The following is a 19,358-nucleotide window of genomic DNA, read 5'->3' as shown; positions in this document are numbered from 1 at the left end:
TTCTTTTATTTTTTTAATAAAAGCTAAAATGAGTTTACATTTTGTTTTTCTCCAATAAGATTTTTCAAGTTTGCCTGAGAAATCTTTGTGAAAAAGAGGAATTAGAATCCTCTTCATGATTTTTGGTATCCATTTATATTTTCAATTACCATATAATTACAAAACGGACTTTATGATTTGTGAAAACCTTTTTGTAACTTTTATATAGATATTAAAGATTTACAGATGAAGATATTACTTGAAAACATAAAACTTCTTGTTCAGACGGAAGACAATCCTGTTTTATTCAGGGCCGGAGAAGAGATGTCAAAGTTAATCAATATACCTAACGCTTTTTTAATTATCCGCGATGAGATTATTGAAGAATTTGGTCCGATGGAACATTTAAAAGATGTTTATATGGATGATGATATGCTGATTGAAATAGATTGTTCTGACCGGTTGGTATATCCAAGTTATTGCGATTCGCATACTCATTTGGTTTATCCCGGTTCCAGAGAGAAAGAATTTGTGGACAGAATCAGTGGCCTTTCCTATGAAGAAATAGCAAAACGTGGCGGCGGAATTTTAAATTCAGCAAAATTACTGCACGAAAAGTCGGAGCAGGAGTTATATAACGGTGCGATGGAGAGGGTAATTGAAATTATTAAAATGGGTACGGGGGCAGTAGAAATTAAAAGCGGCTATGGTTTAAATACTGAAGATGAATTAAAAATGCTCCGTGTGATTCGTTGGTTAAGGGAAACAACACCTTTATGCATAAGGGCAACATTTTTGGGCGCTCACGCTATTCCTGCACAGTTTAAAAACAGAAAGTCTGATTATGTTGATTTGGTTATCAATGAAATGATTCCCCAGGTTGCCGGTGAAGATTTGGCTGATTTTATTGATGTATTTTGCGATCGTGGATTCTTCTCAGTTGAAGATACCGAACGGATTTTAATGGCCGGAATAAAATATGGATTAAAACCAAAGATTCATGCCAATGAATTGGGAAAAACCGGAGGTGTTCAGGCCGGGGTTAAGTACGGAGCAATTTCTGTTGACCATCTGGAACACATGGGAACAGATGAATTGGACGCATTAAAAGATACGGAAACAATGCCAACCGTTTTGCCGGGAGCAGCATTTTTTCTAAATATGAAACTGTCTCCGGTTCGTGAAATGATTAATGCTGGCTTGCCGGTTGCATTGGCCTCTGATTACAATCCGGGGTCTTCGCCAAGCGGAAATATGAATTTTATTTCTTCACTGGGGTGTATTAAATACAATATGTTGCCGGAAGAAGTAATCAATGCAACTACCATTAATTCTGCCTATGCCATGGGAATTTCAGACAGGTTGGGGAGTGTTGCCCGGGGAAAGACAGCCAATCTTTTTATTACTTCTGAAATTCCGGGGATTGAATACATACCCTACAGTTTTGGTTCAAATCTTATTGAAACTGTTATTCTGAACGGAGAAGTACAAACCTTATAAATTCAGATGAAAAATATCATATGCATTTCCTGAAGGGTTGATTATTTTCGGGCTTAAATCGTTGACGAAAAAATTTGTTTCATGAATAAACTAATAGAGTGTGTGCCGAATTTTTCTGAAGGTAGGGATTTAAATAAAATTAAACAAATTACCGATGCCATTGAGAGTGTTTCAGAAGTAAAATTGCTGGACGTTGACCCGGGAAAAGCAACCAACCGAACCGTTGTAACTTTTGTTGGCGAGCCGGAATTTGTGATTGAAGCTGCTTTTCGCGGCATAAAGAAGGCTGCCGAAATCATAGATATGAGCAAACACAAAGGCGAGCATCCCCGTTTTGGAGCCACCGATGTTTGTCCGTTGGTGCCTGTTGCTAACGTTAATATGGAGGAAGCCGTAGAGTTTGCCCGGGAGCTTGCCCAAAGGGTAGGAACGGAGTTGGGAATTCCCGTGTTTTGTTATGAATTTGCTGCTTTTAAAAGCGAACGAAGAAGTTTGGCAAATTGTCGCTCAGGAGAATATGAGGGATTAAAAGATCGAATCTCAACAGAAAGATGGAAACCTGATTTTGGCCCCGATAAATGGTTGGAACAAGTGGCGGGGAGCGGAGCCACTGCTATTGGTGCTCGTAATTTTTTGGTGGCCTACAATATAAATTTAAATACAACATCTACCCGCAGGGCAAATGCAATTGCATTTGATATTCGTGAAGCAGGTCGGGTAAAACGTGAAGGAAATCCCTTAACAGGTAAAATTGTTACCGATGAAAATGGTGAACCGGTACGTATACCGGGAAGTTTAAAAAAAACTCGTGCAATTGGTTGGTATATTGAGGAATACGGAGTTGCGCAAATTTCAATTAATCTAACCGACATAACAGTTACACCAGTTCACGTTGCTTTTGATGAAGTTTGTGAACGTGCCCGCGAACGTGGATTACGAGTGACCGGTTCGGAGTTGGTTGGATTGATTCCACTCAGCGCCATGCTTGATGCAGGAAAATATTTCCTTGGAAAACAACAACGTTCGCTTGGAATTTCGGATGAAGAAATTATAAAAATTGCTGTTAAGTCGCTTGGCCTCGATGAGCTTGGGCCTTTTGAACCGAAGAAAAAGATTATTGAATATGTAATTGCGGAAAACACCGGAGAAAGGCTGGTGGAGCAAACCTTGAAACAGTTTTCCGAAGAAACGGCTTCTGAGTCTCCGGCTCCCGGAGGGGGTTCAATTTCAGCTTATGTTGGTTCGCTGGGCGCTGCATTGGGAACAATGGTGGCTAACCTTTCTGCGCACAAAAGGGGGTGGGACGAAGGTTGGGAAGAATTCTCCGATTGGGCAGAAAAAGGGAAGAATTTTCATTCGGCATTGCTCAATTGTGTGGATAAAGATACCGATGCTTTTAATCAAATTATCGCTGCATTTGCTATGCCAAAATCAACTGAAGAGGAAAAGACAAACCGGAAAAGAGCTATTCAGGAGGCAACAAAAAATGCAATTGAAGTTCCGTTTAAAGTTATGCAGCTTTCCTTTGATTCAATGGAAGTAATAAAAGCAATGGCAGAAGCAGGAAATCCCAACTCCGTGTCTGATGCCGGGGTGGGAGCACTTTGCGCTCGTACCGCCGTTGAAGGTGCTTTCCTGAATGTTAAAATAAATGCTTCGGGTTATGAGGACAAAAACTGGCTTTCCCAAGTATTAACGCAAGCGGAGAATTTGCTCCGTTCAGCAAGGGAAAAAGAAAAAGAAATTCTGGAAACTGTGAACAGTAAAATTAATTAGATAGATTTCAAATCTCATATCTCTATATCCTGTTTACATACTCCTGTAATAATAATTGGATTATCGTCTATAGATAAATTTTGGTCAAATGTATTTAGTTTTTGAATTTCTGTTTCGGTAAGATTTTTATTTTTTTTGGCTTCTTTTAGTAACGATTTAAAAGACGCTGCCTGAATTGACACCGCAAAACGGTTGTTATTTTGAAAACGAACCGTATTTAGTGGTATTTCAATTTTGTTGAACTGCATCGTTATTTTGTTGATACCATGTATCTCCCTACTTTTTATATTAAAAATAAACTGTTCCGTGTCCAGCCTTCTCATACTGGCAGAAAATTCAGTCACTGTTTTTTCGAATTTATTCTTTTCCAGAAAAAGTTTTTCATTGTCGCTAAAAAGAACGCTCCCGGTTGTAAATACGGTTTTGTTACCCGTTTTTTGTGCTTTTTCTAAGTCGAAGATCAACCAGGGATTCTTTTTAGATTGACTGATCTGGAATACCGTGTCGGAGCCTGAAGGTTGAAAAACAATCGAGTTTTTTCCCCATTTTGAAAAGGCAGGCGATGCCCCGGCCCACGTTCCGGGATGAGATACTGGTTCTTTTTTTATCCCGTCTAAGATTTTGCCATTCAACTCCTGAAAAAAATATAGATAACCATATATGGAAAACATTCCGGGAAGAATGGCGAACACAGAATCGTTAAACAGTTCAATATTTTGCAGATATCCTTTTGATTCAAATGGTATTTTTTTTAGATATTCTTTGTTTTCTAGGTGATACCTGTAGATATAATCCTTATTGTAATCATGAAAGTAAAAACAGGTTTCATTTTCATCCACTGTCCAGGCGTCAATTTGTGTAAATTCATTCGGTCCTTTTCCTTTTTTTGCCATAGTTGTAATGTAGTTTCCATCTTCGGAAAATAAAAGCAACTTGTCAAAATCAATCGAAACGATGTATTTTTCACCAACAAAGCCATTAAAACTCCGAAGCAATGTATTTGTATCGGTTTCAAGCTGAATTACCCGGATGTCCGAAACATATTTATCTAAATCAATTTCTATATCATCGTAGTTTTGCGTTAAATCAAAGTACAGGATGTTTTGTGATTTTTTTTCTGTTTTTGTACAGCTAAAAGAAGTAAGAAGAACAAGAATAAAACAAATAAGTGTTGAAGGATTTTTCATAATATGAGTTGTATTTTGAAAGTTAAAAATAGATATTTTTTGTAATAAGTATCTGTCTGCAAGTTATAGTTAAATATAGAGTCCCGGCTTTGGTGTTTGAGCTTTCCTGCTATTTTTTAATAATTAGTTTTTTTACTTCTCTGGAGCCATCATTGAAATCAGTAACAATCAAATATATTCCTTCATTTAAGGTTGAAATATCAATTTTTCCGCTGTTTTTGTGCGGCATTTTTATAATCGACGATTGTCCCAAAAAATTGAATATCGATATTTTTTCAATAAAACAATCATCTTTTACAGCTTCGAAATGGAAGTACCAACTTGCCGGATTAGGGTATATTTTTAACTCTTCTGTTTTATTAACCAATTTGTGTTTTGCTATGTGTGTAATAAGTGCTGGATTATTAAAAACTTTATCCAAATAATTTAAACGATTTTCTAACCAACCATATGTATATTCAATATTGTTATAATCAAAAAAATCGCAGTTTTCCCATGCCTTCAATTCCCGTTCATATACTCCGTTTGTTGTTAAATAACAAAACTGTGTATTAAATGCTCCTATTAAATTATCTAATGAAAATATGTTGCTTCTTAATTCTGTCCATCTGCTTTGTAGCTTTTTTACAAATCCGTTTTCGCTGTTATCAGATAGTAGTCTTTTGTAGAAACCATTTGTTAAAACATCATTTGTAATATTTTCTTGCGTTCCGTTCCATATTATCCCAAAGGTACCGTCTAGATCCCAGGGGATATAAAAAAAAGGTTCGCCATCGGCGTATTTTGCAATAAATATGTTTTTTCCCGTGTTGTCTGTTGCCCTTAGTAAATTTAGAAACAAGAAGTAATTTACTGCGTTATCAAGATTAAATTTGTTTCTGTAAATGTTGTAAAATGATATGCTGTCTTCATTTACTACAAAATCAACAAAATCATAAATGTTTGCCCAGTTTATTTCTTCTTCGGGATATATATATTCAAATCCGCTCCACAAAGTATTGGAATTGGAATATTGAGGTAAAGATGTAAATGTAGAAGCCCCCCAACTAATGCCTTTGTATAATTCACCTCTGATTTTATTGTTTTTGAATTTTTTTAGTTTGAGCTGTTTTCTGTCAACTCTTTCGCTTAGAGTGTATAATCCCCGGTATTCCTTGTTTATAAACAGTTCAATAAATTCCATATTTACACCGTTTACGGCTTCCGGTTCAGCGTCTGCGTAATATAGTGCATCGATTTTTTTCCACAAGTCAAAACTTACTTTACTACGAATTCTGAGCGGTTCATTATACATCGCTTGTAGATTCCAATCGTCATCACTTCTCATACCAAGCATACAAACATCTTTCGTATCATAACCAAGTGTGTCATTCCAAAACTCAATTCTTAACGATTTTTTTGGTAACGATTGAGTCCAGCCTCCTCTGTATTCTATCCCTATCGCGTTCTCCGTGAGATTTCCATTGCTTTCACTCATTGAGAAATGGGCATACACTCTCGGTTCGTCAACAATTGTATTGTTTGTGGTAATAGTTATTACAGGTAGCCGAGTGAAGTATAAATCAAAAAGCTCATTATAAACATTGACAGCTTTGTATGCCAGACTTGTTTTAAATTCGGATACCGGAGAGATGAGAGTATAACTGATACCGCCAGAGAGCACTTTTTCTTTTGCTCCGTTGTATATTGAGTTAAGCTCTTCGATATTTTGATTAATCAATACTATTTTTTTGTTTGTATCTACATTAAAATAGTTCTTCTCGATGCTCACTATACCATTTTGAGAATATACCACAACGCTAATGAGGTTTAAAAAAATAAGTTGAAATGTAACTTTTTTTATCATTCTCGTTTGTCAATTTTTTTGTGTGAGTGTTCTTCTTTTTCCAGAGCCTCGCCTACAATTCCAGACTTGCTTTTATTTTATGACAGTGGGTAGTCTAAAAAATCGTCATGTCGTGGAGAGCATTCACGCAAAGGGATATACAATACTGAAAGAATCCGCCGGATTCCTAATTGTCAGAATATTTTGATTTTGTTACAGATTGAGAAGATCGCATTGTTTTCGGTTTTTATTGGAAAGAAGCATTTTATTAAATTTTGGTTTTTGACTTTTTAAAAATAAACATAATTTCGAAAAAACGAAGTCGCATTTTGTTGTTTACTTGCTTCGATTCCATCACCGATTTACTTTTGGGGGCGATGTAAGATGTCAGTACAGAGGATACATTAAAATGGTGAAAAGCAATTTTGCCGCAGATGTGTTTTTCCGGATATACTGATTTTATTGCAGCGTAAATCACAGAATTTTTAAACTATTCCGCTTAGTTTTTTCATCTTTTCAGAAACAGTGCCTCTTTCTCCCAGACGAATTATCCATAAAAGAAATTGAATCCATTTTTTTGAATGGGTAATAATTTTAGATTTCTCAGCAACTGTAGCGTCTCTTAGCTTTATTTCATAGGGCCATTTGTCTGATTCCTGACCGGCAACTGTATTTGCAAAATTCCAGGCTCCGTCGCGGGCAATTTCCATGCTAAAATCAACCAGGTAATTATCAAGTTTTCCCGATTTCGAAAGTATCCATTTTAATGCCGGCCAAATGGATGAAAGACCAAATTGAACTTCATCTACCAAAGACGAAAGGATTTCGTTTATTTTATTAAAATCAGTTTCTAATTCCTGAATATTTTTGTTTGCCGAAATTTTTGCTGCAGCAATGCCCAGATCGAGGTTAATGTGTGCATTCATACCCATCAAAAGGTGCTGCAGAACCAACATTTTATTGTTCTTTTCCAATTCGAACGTTTTTCCCCAGGAGTGTGTAACCCATTGTTTTTGATTCCATGCGAAATAAGCATCAATGTATCGTTTGGCAAAAATTATATCCAGTTTTTCCATTCGTTTTCCATCATCAAAATAATTATTCTCTATTCCCTTTTTGACGTTGACGGTTACTTTTTTATACAGAACGGCAAAATAGCCCAATGGATTTTCATTTTTTGCAGTTTCGTTGATAATCGTTTCCAGTACCGATATTACATCGTCGATGGTTTGTATAAATTCCCGATTCATCCGCTTTAAAATTCTTTTTTTTGAATTCTTTTGAATGTAAACAGTTTATGAATGAAAGAGTTGAATGGAAATAAGTAAATCCGGCAAAAACCGGATTCTTTGATATTTTGTCAGGCAATGATTTTGTGAGGTTGACGTGAGCCTTTTAGAAGAATTAAAATCTTATTTTTTCTGCAGTGAAACTAGTATAATTATAGCCAGACGCGCCACAACAAAAACAAATATTCCGAAAAGCGGATCAACAAGTGCCATTTTTAAACCTCCGGCAAGTAGTTTTGGGGTGAGTTCTCCACTTGCTTCAACAGCATTAAATGCACTGATAAGTCCAAAAGTACGCCCCATAAATCCCCAGGCAACAGCAAACCAGCCAATGTGTGTCATCAGTTCTTTCGATTTCTGATTGTCGCCTTTTTTTACCAGCGCAAGAAAAAACAAGGCCAGAATTACAAGAAGGCAGATAAAGATAACGACAGTAAAAACTGGGCCTCCGTCAATAAATTTTCCGATAATTGATTTCATAATTTATGTTTTAAAATTAGTTGTATTGAATAATATTTACAATTACTCCTGATTAGAATTGTAAAGAAATTTTACTACGTGATACAAACAGACTAAAAGTATCTTTCCATTTTTGTTTTTTATTTCTTGACAGACTCTTAATTTATCGATATCGGATTTGAAAGGATTGAAAAGACAATTCCTGCTTTTGTTTAAATACAATTTTTATTGTCGATTTTTGGTCACTTCTTTCCACAGCGTTCCTGCCATTGTGTTTCTGCCCGGGCAAGCATCCTGTATTGCTTTAAGCATTAAATCTTCATTGTTAAACACAAACTCATATTTTCCGGTTATGTCTTCGGGGCAGGCCATCGGCCCCTCTGTATCGGTAAAGTTTATTGTATTTTTATTGATTTCATAATTACCTTTTACAACAATAACACTTGCAGAGGTGGATAATTCATATACATTATTTTTGAATTCCAGGTTGATTTCTCCAATTCCTTCCACTTTTGTACTAAACTTTTTGCCTTCCAATTGTGCAGTTGCATTAAAGCAAATAACTAACGTCATTAAGATCAGATAAATGAGTTTTGTTTTCATCGTTTATGTAAATTATCAGGTTACTTAAATTTTATTCATATCTCAATGCTTCAACAGGATTTCTTCTTGCCGCATTCCAGCTGTTTAAATTTACAGTTAGCAAGGCAATTCCGAAAACAAGTATTCCGGCGAGTCCAAAAATCCACCAACTCAGATTAATTTTATTTGCAAAGCCGTGAAGCCAGTTACTCATAATAAAATAGGCGGCAGGAATGGCCAGAATAAACGCAAATGTTACCCACTTAATAAATTTTGTATTTAGCAATAATAAAATTCCAAGGGTATTGGCTCCGTTTGCTTTCCGAATGCCAATTTCTTTTGTTTTGCTTTTTGTTAGAATTGTTGAAAGATTTACCAGCCCCATAATTGAAATGAGAAGGCTGATAAAGGCAAAAAGTTTTATTAACGTATTTATTTGCTGGTCTTTGTTGTATAACATAGCTATTCTGTTATCAAGAAATTGGGTGTCAAAAAGAACTTCGGGATAAATATTATACCAGATTTTTTCAATTGACTGAACGGCCTTTTTTAATTCGTTACTTTGAAGTTTTATGTTTAAGTACTTCATTTTGTTATTTCCTAAATAAAGCACCATCGGTTCGGTTGGATTATGTAGCGAGTTGAACCGGGCGTTTTTCAATACGCCGATAACTTGGGTATCTCCGGCCAGTTTTTGGCCAATCATATCCCCGTTAAAACCACAAAAATCAATAAATGCTTCATTAATGATTATTGAATTAAAGCTGCTGTCTTTAAATGTTTTTGCGAAATTTCGCCCTTCTTTTAAATGCAAATCCAGCGTTGGAATATATTGATAATCAACGCCCATTGTCTTAACGATTTTAGTCACGGTTTCCCCATTGCGTTGTATCTGAAAGTGGCTTGTACCCATAATATTGCCGGGAATATTTGTTGACAGGGCGACATTTTTTATTTGCGGATTCCTCTGAATTTCGTTTAAAAACGGATTAATGTTCTTTCCTGTTCCGGCAAGGTTGTTTAAATCAATAATTAAAATATTCTCTTTATTAAACCCCATATCGCTTTGCAGTAAAAAGTTAATTTGGCGGGTAATAATTATCATCGAAATAATCAGTATACTCGATAAAGTATATTGTATTACGGTTGAAGATATTCCAAATCTATAATTTGTTGGGGCGAGCATTTTTAACGAAAAAGGGTGGAGCAATTTTATGCCCTCTTTTCCCATCTGATTAACAAAGGAAATGGAAGAAGTAATCAGAACAAGGGCTACCAAAAGAACAGCAGAAAGTTTAAATATTTTTAGAATATTAAATACCGTTTTATCGATATTCGTAACCGATATTAAAGCAGACAGGCTAAGAAAATAAATTAAATAAGCGAGTACGAATGAAGTGAATATAAAAAAGAAGGAATTAGCTGTAAATTGTTTGTATAGAGTAAAGTGCGAGGCTCCCAGTATTTTTTTTATGCCAATTTTTTTTGATTGTATTATATTTTGGGTGAATAACAGGTTGGCATAATTGATAACGGCAACCGAAAGGATAAAAAGACCAATCATTATCAGTAAATAGATATAAGTTTTATTCCCTTTTTGAAGATCGTAATCCATATGACGCGAAAAATGTAATTCTTTTAGAGATACCGCAACAGGTTTGAATTTTGCATTAATGGCATTGCCAAATTCAGCCATGTATTTTTTATAAAATGAATCGAAGTTATCAGTTATTGATGTGATACTGGTATTGGGTTTCAAAAGAATAAAATGGTAGGCAGAAGGCATCCAGTACCCTTCTGAAATTTGAACCGGTAATAAATTTTCCAGCTTGCTCCATCTGTTGTCAATCGAGAACAGCACATTTAATTTATGGTGCGAATTTTCAGGAGAGTCCTTTACAACACCTGCTATTTTTAGAAGCTGTCCATCTTTTATTAATGACTTGCCTATTGGATTTACATCGTTAAATATTTTTTTATATAGGCTTTCATTGATTACTATTTCGTCCGGATTATTAAAAATATTGTCATTGCTTCCATAAATAAACTCAAGGCTAAAAATATTAAAAACATCGGGGTCAGCAGAATAGGCTTCTTCAACAATAAATTGTTGGTTGTGGTATTCGAGTACAGTCTGCTGACGGATAGGAATCAAACGTGTAAATGCTTCCACCACAGCGAAGTGGTTTTTTAGTTCGGGGCTCAAAAGTGGGCCCAAAACCGCATGTGTAGCTGTGTTTTCAGCGGCAATAATGTCTCCGCTGATCCGGTATATCCGTTTTGCTTTTTTATGCTGACTGTCGTAGCTTAATTCGAAAGATACATAGGAGTAAATATAAAACGTTGACACCAGGGCAATGGTTAAGCCCAAAATGCTTAAAAGCGATGTTTGGTCTCTGCCAAACAAATTTTTAATGGCTAGTTTTAGAATTATCAGATTCATGATTCGTAAGCATTTTTAGAAATTGAATTAATTTTATATTCATCAAGCTGCCGGCTCAGGTACGAAACTCCTCCAATAACACCAAGTTTACCTTCTGCACCTGATACTATTCCAACAAGATATCCGTTTTTGTCGATTACAGGAGAGCCGCTGCGGCCTGCCGGGTCAACATTTTCTGTTATGGTATTGATATAAAAATAACTCCCCATGTTTTTATAAACCTTCATTTTTACCAGAGATGGATTTTGGGTGTACTGTTTGTATGCCCAGCCAACAGCATACACAATTTCTCCTTCTGACACCGGACGTGTTCTTATTTTTAACGGGGTAAATTCTGTTTTTTTGTTAAGTTTGAATAGTATCCAGTCCCGGCTTTTTAAGGTGTTAAATTCCCCTGTTTCTTCATTGCTGTTCTGATTTATCAGCTTTCCCAATTGAATCGATTTTTCAACTTCCTCCTTGGGATAAATGCTCCAGCTCCGGAAATTGTCGTTCAAATTAATTTTGTTATTTGTTTCATTTCTGAAAATCATAAAGATGTGTTTACAGGTTATAGCCAGTGTGTCCGATCCTGTGTGCACAAGGAAAGCGTTACCAATGTTTCTGTATGTTGTATCGGAAAATTCTACCGTATTTGTCATTACCAGGTCGGGCCATTCAGAAACCGGTTTTTCAATCCAGGCTTCTTTCAAAATTGTCTCTTTGGTTTTCCTACAAGAACTTATAAAAAGTAAAAGGACAATTGCCAGTATAAAATTTAGGTGTCGAATCATACGATTTTTTTATCCGGTTAATGAACATCAAATCAAAGATATTACTGAATACAGCTCATAACATTTATTTGCGACGGATGGAGCTTTTTCTGTCTGTTTCCACAGAAAAAAGACCGGAAAACTAAAACAAGAGTTTTATTTGCAACGGCACCGACTAAAGCTGCAATTCGTAGATAAATAGCAGCGAATACATCAATTTTCATTAATATTGTTTGATGAACCGACGGAAAAAAATAAAACTCAAAACTGTCCTTTTTCATTTTTTATTCTGGATAAGTGTTTGGTTTTTCTTTTACTATTTTTTTAGCTACAATTCCAGTGATACGGTTTATATCACCACTTTTTCGAGTTGCCTGCTTCCTATAACCATGATGGTGACCTATTTTCTGGTTTATTTCCTTATTCCCAAATACCTGCTCACTAAACGATATTTTTTATTTGGCTTATACAGTTTTTATACCCTCGTATTTTCATCATACATTATAGCGTTGGTAATTTATGGTTGTCTTATTTTTCTGCTTAGTTTTAATGTCGCGGTAATGCCGCCCATGAGTAAAAACTTCTTTTTTATTCTGGTTTTGGTTTTCCTTGTTTCGGGTGTAGTTAGTTTTATTACTTTACTAAACCATAATTTTACAACCCTTTCAAAAAACAAAGAGCTTCAAAATAAAATTTTAGAAACACAATTGCAATTGAAGGAGCAGGAGCTTCATTATCTGAAGATGCAAATTCACCCGCATTTTCTTTTTAACACGCTGAATACCATTTATGGTTTTGCCTTGAAACAGTCGCTCCAAACACCGGAAATAATTCTAAGATTGTCAAATCTGCTCGATTATATTTTGTATCAGGTAAACAAACCACGGGTGATTTTAAAAGAGGAGGTTTTGCACATCAAAGAATATATTGAGCTGGAGAAAATCAGGTTTAAGGACACGTTGAAGGTTATTTTTATTTCGGATGAAATTGACGAAAACATTCAAATTGCGCCGATGTTATTGATTCCCTTTGTGGAAAATGCTTTTAAACACGGTAGTTTGGTGGATGGATTTCTTCATATTGAAATAAACGTGAGAGTAAAAAATAACTGTCTCAATTTTTTAGTCCGGAATACATCTTCTGAATACGAAGCGAATCAAAAGGGCGGGATAGGATTGGAAAATGTGCGTAAGCGATTGGAGTTGAATTATAAAACAAATTACAATTTAGATATAGCCAGACGCGAGCGTTGGTTTTTGGCAGAGCTTAACATTTCGAACCTAAACTTTCAAAAAAAATGACTGAGCAAATCAATTGTATTATTGTTGATGATGAACCTGTTGCACGGGAAATTTTGGAAACACATCTTTCAAAAATCGACAGGATAAATGTGTTGGGAAGTTGCAAAAATGCGTTGGAGGCTTTTGGAATCATTAGTAGTCAGAATGTTGATTTAATTTTCTTGGACATTAATATGCCTGAAATATCGGGCTTGTCATTTGCCAAATCCATCAATAAAAACATCAAGGTTGTTTTTACTACTGCCTATCGTGAGTACGCTGTGGATGGTTTTGATTTGCAGGCTGTTGATTATTTGTTAAAGCCCATTTCCTTTGAACGTTTGCTTCAGGCTTTGAACAAGTATATGAATGAGAATATGCCGGTTAAAGTGATTGAAGCTGTTCAGGTTGATGAGGAAAAAAGTGACTATTTTTTTGTGCGTTCCGATCGGAAAATGGTAAAAATATGTTTTAACGAAATTTTATTTGTCGAAAGTTTAAGTGACTATATAAAGATTTATTTGAGTGATAAAACTGTTGTAACGCGCGAAACGATTATCAATATTGAAGCTAAACTTCCACAAAAGGAATTTATACGCACACATCGTTCATATATTGTTGCCCGGAATGCAATTGAATCCTTTACAAGTGAAGTAATTGAAATTGGGAAAAAACAGATTCCCATCAGCCGCACTTATAAAAAAGATGTGTTGGAAAGATTGGAACAAGTCTGATTTTAGTCTTTTAGTTCATAACTAACCAAAATCATGTGGTCAATTTGCTCGAGACTCACATTATTCATTTCCCTTGTTACTTCTTCTCCCCAGCAGAACCGGTAAACTTTTTGCCCGTTAAATTCATCTTCCCAAAACATTCCGAAAAAAAGTAATGGTGTTTTTTTGTTGTAAAGTATCTCATCCTGTTTCACATCCATCCATGCGTGATTTTTACAAAATTCGGGAGAGATATCAAATCTTGCAGAGAGTTGCATGCCGGGGTGGGAAAGCGTGATAAAATAAACCGAGTCTTTTGCCGAATCGATTTTTGACATAATTTTCAACTGTCTTTTAGTTAAGTCGTTACTCCACCTGCCAAAATTATATTCCTTATGGTTAATAATTGAATCATCTGCTATTTCATCTAAATAAATAATCAGGTTGTGGACTGTATCGGCTTCTGAAAAATTAAACTTGTAAATTTCGATATTGGCCAGCTTTAAAGCACTTCTTATATCACTGAAGTTTAGTTCTGTGACTAATTTTTGAGAGAATGATAATGTCGAATAGAAAACGAAAGATAAGGACAGGAAAGTAAATCTTTTCATTTTTGTTTGGTTTGAATTATTCCCGGTTGCAAGCAAAAAACATACCAGTCAAAAAACTATAAAAACTTCCTGATAATTTTAAACTTATTAAGTTCGTTTATAAGGTACCGACGAATGATGCAGATGAATCTTTAACTTTTGGTTTTCATCGCGGTAGAAGCCAAATGTATACTCAACTTTGGTTTCGCTGCCTTCATAATCTGTAAAAAAATAGTTACCCATGGCAATCGCATATCTTTCTTTTAATATAAAATCTGAATTTTCAAATCTTACATCTTTCCATGGTTTTAAGGCAAAACCAACATCGTTTGGAAATTCCGGATTTCCGCCAATAAAATAAGACAGGGCGGCTTCAAAGGTTTTACGAAACTGTTTATTATTCGCCATTGTTGGTTTAAATAAAACCGTTTCCTCTCCATATCCGTACAATTTCTGTACATGTTCGGCTGCTGCTTTTTGGAAATTCCTTTTTTCTATATAAGACTTACCGATTCCCACAAGGCCACTTGCCCATTTTTCCTGAATTTCCTGAATTTCTTCCCGGGTAATTATTGGAACCATATTTGTATTTTTTGTTGTTCGGTTTTTATAAACACCTGTTTCAAGAAAAGGTTGTTTCCCGATTGAATTGCTTTTTTTCCGGTATCTATAAAAATACAAAATTTTCACTAGAGTTTGGTTTAGAAAAAATACCATCAGTTTATTTTTGTTTTTTTGTGGGGGCGCTGAAAATGAGTGTTTTTAGATAAATTGTTTGGAAGACTTAAGATTTACATAAGAATTAAAGTTATTCTTAACTATTTTGAACAAAGGATTTCTTTTCCGATTACTTTTGCGCGTCGTTTTTAACTATAGTAATCGTGGAAAGAATTTTCAAACCAAAGTTTTTTAGTATTGTAAAAGAGGGCTACTCGGGAAAACAGTTTTCATCCGATGTTATGGCCGGGATTGTAGTTGGAGTTGTTGCTTTGCCATTGGCAGTTGCTTTTGCTGTTGCATCAGGTGTTTCTCCCGAGAAAGGCCTGGTCACTGCTGTTATAGCCGGTTTTATTATTTCCATGTTGGGAGGAAGCAGGGTCCAAATTGGTGGTCCTACAGGTGCTTTTATCGTAATCGTATATAGTATTCTTTCTCAGTACGGATTTGATGGTTTGTTGATTTCAACGATTTTAGCCGGCATATTTCTTGTCGTTTTTGGTTTGTTGAAATTGGGTTCATTGTTAAAATATTTCCCACATCCTCTAATTGTCGGTTTTACCAGCGGAATTGCTCTGGTTATTTTTTCTACCCAAATTCGCGATGCTTTTGGGCTCGATATTCAATCGGTACCCAGCACTTTTGTTGAGAAATGGAAAGTTTATTTTTTACACTTACATAGTATAAATATTTATGCTGTTTCCATTACAGCGGCAACCATTTTAATGGTCGTATTTTCAAAAAATTATATCAGGAAGATTCCGGGGTCGTTGCTAGCCATTATTATAGGAACTGCAATGGTGCAGGTTTTTAAATTGCCTGTTACTACGATTGAGTCATTTTTTGGAGAGATCCCAAATTCAATTCATTTTCAATTTCCAAAAGTTGATTTCAGCAATTTGGGGTATTATTTTCAGCCGGCTTTAACTATCGCTTTGCTCGGCGCCATCGAATCATTGCTTTCTGCGGTTGTTTCCGATGGAATGATAGGTGGCCATCACCGTTCGAATACTGAGTTGATAGGGCAAGGGATTGCTAACATTGTTGCGCCTTTTTTTGGAGCAATTCCTGCAACAGGAGCCATTGCCCGGACGGCAACCAATGTTAAAAACGGAGGCCGTACACCAGTAGCCGGAATGATACACGCGGTAGTTTTGCTTTTAATTATGTTGTTTTTTGGCAAATGGGTAAAATTAATCCCCATGTCGTGCCTTGCGGGAATTTTGATTGTGGTTGCATATAATATGAGCGAATGGAGGACATTCCGTTCGATTCTAAAGGGGTCTGTTTTTGATATTTTAATTTTATTGAGCACCTTCTTTTTAACCGTTTTGGTTGATTTAACAGTTGCTATTGAAGTTGGTGTTGTACTTTCAGCTTTGCTTTTTATGAAAAGAATGGCCGATTTGAGCAAAACAATTCCGGCAGTAGTCGACTCGGATGTAATTGAGGACTATTCAGCGTTACCCAGAGAAATAGGCATTTATGAAATTAGTGGCCCGCTGTTTTTTGCTTCAGCCAAGCAGTATTGTGAAGTTTTAAAATCAACCGGGTTAAAAAGTAAAATAATCATTATCCGGATGCGGCACGTTCCCTTTGTCGATTCAACGGGCTTACAGAATTTAACGCAGACTCTGAAAATTTTAAAAGATTCGGGAATTAAAGTAATTCTTTCCGGTGTGAATGTTCAGGTAAAACAAGCCCTTGCGAAGTCTAATATTTTCAAATTAATTGACGAAGAGTTTGTTCTGGAATCGTTTGATAAAGCCTTGCAAAAGGCACAAAAGATGATTGACTAGTTCTACAGGTTGTCTTCCATAAATTTTTTGAGCTGCTCGACACTGAGCTTTTTTGCTACTATTTTTTTATCCCGATCCAAAACATAAACACCTGGTGTTTTGCGTGCATCATACAAAACTTTGAAACGGGACACGTTATGTTCATCCCAAACATTAATCCAGCCGTACAGATCATGTTTCGTTAAAAACTCAGTCCATTCATTTTTGTCATCCATTGAGTAAATAGAATAAACTTCCAAACCTTCGTCGCGAAAGGGTAAATACACTTCCTTATAGAATTCAGGTACAAAAACCTTACAATGCGAACAGTTGGGCTCGAATATGATGATAACGGTGTATTTTGCACTAATCCCGTGAAGATTATAGAAATCTCCGTCCACACTTTCAAGTGTTAGATCCGGTGCAGTCATCCCAATCAGGTTATGTTCAGAAAACATTACGTTCTCCTTCACTTTTTCAATGGTTTCGTCTGATGCCCAAAAAGCCTCACCAGAGAGGTAGTATCTTCGGGCAATGTCAACAAACAGAGCATCCATTCCCATAATGTTGCTGTTTATACTGCTGTTCAGGAAATAGGATGTAACATATTGAAATATCCTTTTATGCGGGCGTGTTTCTTTAATAAATTCAATAACGGGTATTTTTACAGAGTCATAATTTTGATACAATACTTTTGTAAACCAGTTTTCCAGCTTAGGCTTGTAAAGCGGTGTGTACAACAATCGTTCGTCGGTGTAATCAAAATTATCCCAGTAATGTTCCTTTTGATAATTAAACCTGGCTGCCAATAACAACGAATCGTTATTTTGTATATTTTCAGGTAATGTCGATATATCCAGCACAGGAACAAGGTTTGCGATTAAAAAAGCCGATACAAGCGAGTTGGGATATTTCTTTTTAATGTTTTTCCAGTAATTATGAAGTTGTGGAGTAAGTTCGTTCAGTTCTTGCTGAATTTTTTCTTTCTCTTCACCGCTTGCCTGCTGAAATTCCTGCTTTAGTTGAGCACTTTTTTCCTGTAAGTTTTTTAGAAATTCAACATATTTTGCAAACTCTTCACTTTCAATTGCACCGTTTATGTTTATGTATTCACCTGAAAAACTATCACTTTTTATTGAAAAAGTTTGGTCGGCTCCAAGCAAGAAATCAAAATGGTTTTTTTCGTCCAGATACATTTTATACAAACCCTGAGGAAGGATGGTGTCCCCTTCAAAAGCACCAAATCCTCTTTCATCCAGATCTACTGTATCTTTAATATAAATATTTCCCAAATAATAGTATGCCAGACTTAGTTTTTGATTTGGAGCTGAATTTATCTGAACTTCAATGTGATGTTCCTGTGCAAAAGAAACGGTAGTGATGAAAAATAGGATCGGTAAAATGTATTTTAGCATTGCAACCAAATTTGATGTTAAAAGTAAAATATTTTACTTTATTAAGAGTTTTTTACAAAAATAGTGTTAGAAAAAGAATTGAAACGGAATCTTTCCGTAATTTCAACCTGATTCATTTGTCGTTTTATGTTATCAATAAATATTCCGGTTTTTAACGTTGAAGTAAACGAATTGGTTTTAGAACTTGTTCAGCAGGCTAAAAAAATAAGCGATTTATATGAAATTAATATCTACGATGACGGCTCAGAGGAGGTTTATAGAAGCGCAAACCGGGCATTAGCAAAATTCCCAAAAGTAAAATACATTGAAATGGAAACAAACCAGGGCAGGGCTGCTATCCGGAATAGAATGGGTTTTGATTCCAACTATAAAAACCTGTTGTTTATTGATGCAGATTCGAAAATTATAAAAGAAGATTATCTGTCGGTTTTTTTGAAAAATGCAAAGCCGAATCGTGTTTTGTGTGGAGGAACTGCATATCAAAAGCAGAAACCTGTTGAGAAGGAGAAGGTTCTGCGCTGGAAGTACGGAACAGAACGCGAAGCCGTTTCTGCAGATTTACGGAACAGAAAAAAAGGATTTATTATTACTTCAAATAATTTCTTGATTCCAAAGCAGGTTTTTAGCGCTATTCACTTTAGGGAAAATATTCGGAACTATGGTCATGAAGACACAGTGCTTGGTTTTGATTTATTTAAAAAGGGAGTTGAAATATGGCATATCGATAATCCGGTTGAGCACACTGGTTTGGAAGATGCCGATATGTTTCTCAGAAAAAGCAAAACTGCACTTAAAAACTTGAACTACATTGCAGATGAAGTGGTGAAAAGCGATCCGGACTTTTTAAATCAGGTGTATTTTCTTAAAAGGTTTTATGCCATATCAAAGTGGATTCCAACGTTTGTTTTACGTTTGTTTTATGCTGTGTTTTGTTCTTCGCTTGAAGCAAACCTGAAAAGTCAAAATCCGCGGATAAAATGGTTTGATTTATATAAACTCAGTTTTTTCTCAACCATAAAAAACCGTGAACAAAATGTCCACGGTTTTTAGTTCAGCAATATCGTAATTATATT

Annotated in this window: 16 protein-coding genes; 6 read left to right on the top strand and 10 right to left on the bottom strand. The window is 35.6% G+C overall.

Features of this window, described 5'->3' with window-relative positions; translation table 11 throughout:
• Positions 1-225 precede the first annotated feature (225 nt).
• The gene (hutI, locus tag K5G00_RS06690; protein WP_238765362.1) at positions 226-1,479 is read left to right on the top strand and encodes an imidazolonepropionase; all 1,254 of its coding nucleotides are present in this window, start codon (positions 226-228) and stop codon (positions 1,477-1,479) included.
• A gap of 81 nt (positions 1,480-1,560) precedes the next feature.
• Positions 1,561-3,255 carry a glutamate formimidoyltransferase gene (ftcD, locus tag K5G00_RS06685; RefSeq protein WP_238765361.1) on the top strand — a complete coding sequence of 565 codons (1,695 nt, stop codon included), beginning with the start codon at positions 1,561-1,563 and terminating at the stop codon, positions 3,253-3,255.
• Between the two features lie 14 nt (positions 3,256-3,269).
• On the opposite strand, the gene K5G00_RS06680 is transcribed toward ftcD, so the two are convergent.
• The 7 genes from K5G00_RS06680 to K5G00_RS06650 form a co-directional block, all read right to left on the bottom strand.
• Positions 3,270-4,442 (bottom strand): 6-bladed beta-propeller, encoded by a 1,173-nt coding sequence (locus tag K5G00_RS06680; protein ID WP_238765360.1) that lies wholly within the window; start codon positions 4,440-4,442, stop codon positions 3,270-3,272.
• Between the two features lie 109 nt (positions 4,443-4,551).
• Entirely contained in the window at positions 4,552-6,288 is a 1,737-nt protein-coding gene (locus K5G00_RS06675; protein WP_238765359.1) for a CotH kinase family protein, read from the bottom strand.
• Positions 6,289-6,752: 464 nt separating this feature from the next.
• Positions 6,753-7,517: a DUF5995 family protein gene (locus K5G00_RS06670; protein ID WP_238765358.1), complete on the bottom strand. Its 765-nt coding sequence runs from the start codon at positions 7,515-7,517 to the stop codon at positions 6,753-6,755.
• Between the two features lie 162 nt (positions 7,518-7,679).
• Positions 7,680-8,036, bottom strand: a complete 357-nt coding sequence (locus K5G00_RS06665) for a MotA/TolQ/ExbB proton channel family protein (RefSeq protein ID WP_238765357.1) — start codon at positions 8,034-8,036, stop codon at positions 7,680-7,682.
• A 204-nt stretch (positions 8,037-8,240) separates the two neighbouring features.
• Positions 8,241-8,618 carry a hypothetical protein gene (locus K5G00_RS06660; protein ID WP_238765356.1) on the bottom strand — a complete coding sequence of 126 codons (378 nt, stop codon included), beginning with the start codon at positions 8,616-8,618 and terminating at the stop codon, positions 8,241-8,243.
• A gap of 31 nt (positions 8,619-8,649) precedes the next feature.
• Entirely contained in the window at positions 8,650-11,040 is a 2,391-nt protein-coding gene (locus K5G00_RS06655) for an ABC transporter permease (RefSeq protein WP_238765355.1), read from the bottom strand.
• Positions 11,037-11,813 carry a S1 family peptidase gene (locus K5G00_RS06650; RefSeq protein WP_238765354.1) on the bottom strand — a complete coding sequence of 259 codons (777 nt, stop codon included), beginning with the start codon at positions 11,811-11,813 and terminating at the stop codon, positions 11,037-11,039. The genes K5G00_RS06655 and K5G00_RS06650 overlap by 4 nt, the downstream gene beginning before the upstream one ends.
• Positions 11,814-12,028: 215 nt before the next feature.
• On the opposite strand from K5G00_RS06650, the gene K5G00_RS06645 reads away from it, so the two are divergent.
• Together K5G00_RS06645 and K5G00_RS06640 are read left to right on the top strand one after the other, a co-directional pair.
• Positions 12,029-13,093 carry a sensor histidine kinase gene (locus K5G00_RS06645; protein WP_238765353.1) on the top strand — a complete coding sequence of 355 codons (1,065 nt, stop codon included), beginning with the start codon at positions 12,029-12,031 and terminating at the stop codon, positions 13,091-13,093.
• Positions 13,090-13,806 (top strand): LytR/AlgR family response regulator transcription factor, encoded by a 717-nt coding sequence (locus K5G00_RS06640; protein WP_238765352.1) that lies wholly within the window; start codon positions 13,090-13,092, stop codon positions 13,804-13,806. Before K5G00_RS06645 ends, K5G00_RS06640 begins: the two co-directional genes overlap by 4 nt.
• A 2-nt stretch (positions 13,807-13,808) precedes the next feature.
• Here the strand turns inward: K5G00_RS06640 and K5G00_RS06635 are convergent, their stop codons facing one another.
• Together K5G00_RS06635 and K5G00_RS06630 are read right to left on the bottom strand one after the other, a co-directional pair.
• Positions 13,809-14,396 carry a hypothetical protein gene (locus K5G00_RS06635; RefSeq protein ID WP_238765351.1) on the bottom strand — a complete coding sequence of 196 codons (588 nt, stop codon included), beginning with the start codon at positions 14,394-14,396 and terminating at the stop codon, positions 13,809-13,811.
• An 87-nt stretch (positions 14,397-14,483) separates the two neighbouring features.
• Complete coding sequence (locus K5G00_RS06630; RefSeq protein WP_238765350.1) at positions 14,484-15,065, bottom strand: hypothetical protein; 582 nt, start codon at positions 15,063-15,065, stop codon at positions 14,484-14,486.
• 191 nt (positions 15,066-15,256) lie between these two features.
• On the opposite strand from K5G00_RS06630, the gene K5G00_RS30010 reads away from it, so the two are divergent.
• Positions 15,257-16,891, top strand: coding sequence for a SulP family inorganic anion transporter (locus tag K5G00_RS30010; RefSeq protein ID WP_238765349.1), 1,635 nt, complete (start codon positions 15,257-15,259; stop codon positions 16,889-16,891).
• Positions 16,892-16,893: 2 nt separating this feature from the next.
• On the opposite strand, the gene K5G00_RS06620 is transcribed toward K5G00_RS30010, so the two are convergent.
• Complete coding sequence (locus tag K5G00_RS06620) at positions 16,894-18,285, bottom strand: redoxin domain-containing protein (protein WP_238765348.1); 1,392 nt, start codon at positions 18,283-18,285, stop codon at positions 16,894-16,896.
• Positions 18,286-18,411: 126 nt separating this feature from the next.
• On the opposite strand from K5G00_RS06620, the gene K5G00_RS06615 reads away from it, so the two are divergent.
• Positions 18,412-19,335, top strand: coding sequence for a glycosyltransferase (locus tag K5G00_RS06615; RefSeq protein ID WP_238765347.1), 924 nt, complete (start codon positions 18,412-18,414; stop codon positions 19,333-19,335).
• Positions 19,336-19,358 lie beyond the last annotated feature (23 nt).

Origin of the sequence: Maribellus maritimus (assembly GCF_022267315.1) — a bacterium.
In the GTDB taxonomy this organism is placed as follows: domain Bacteria; phylum Bacteroidota; class Bacteroidia; order Bacteroidales; family Prolixibacteraceae; genus Draconibacterium; species Draconibacterium maritimum.
This window is presented reverse-complemented; position numbering and strand designations above follow the sequence as displayed.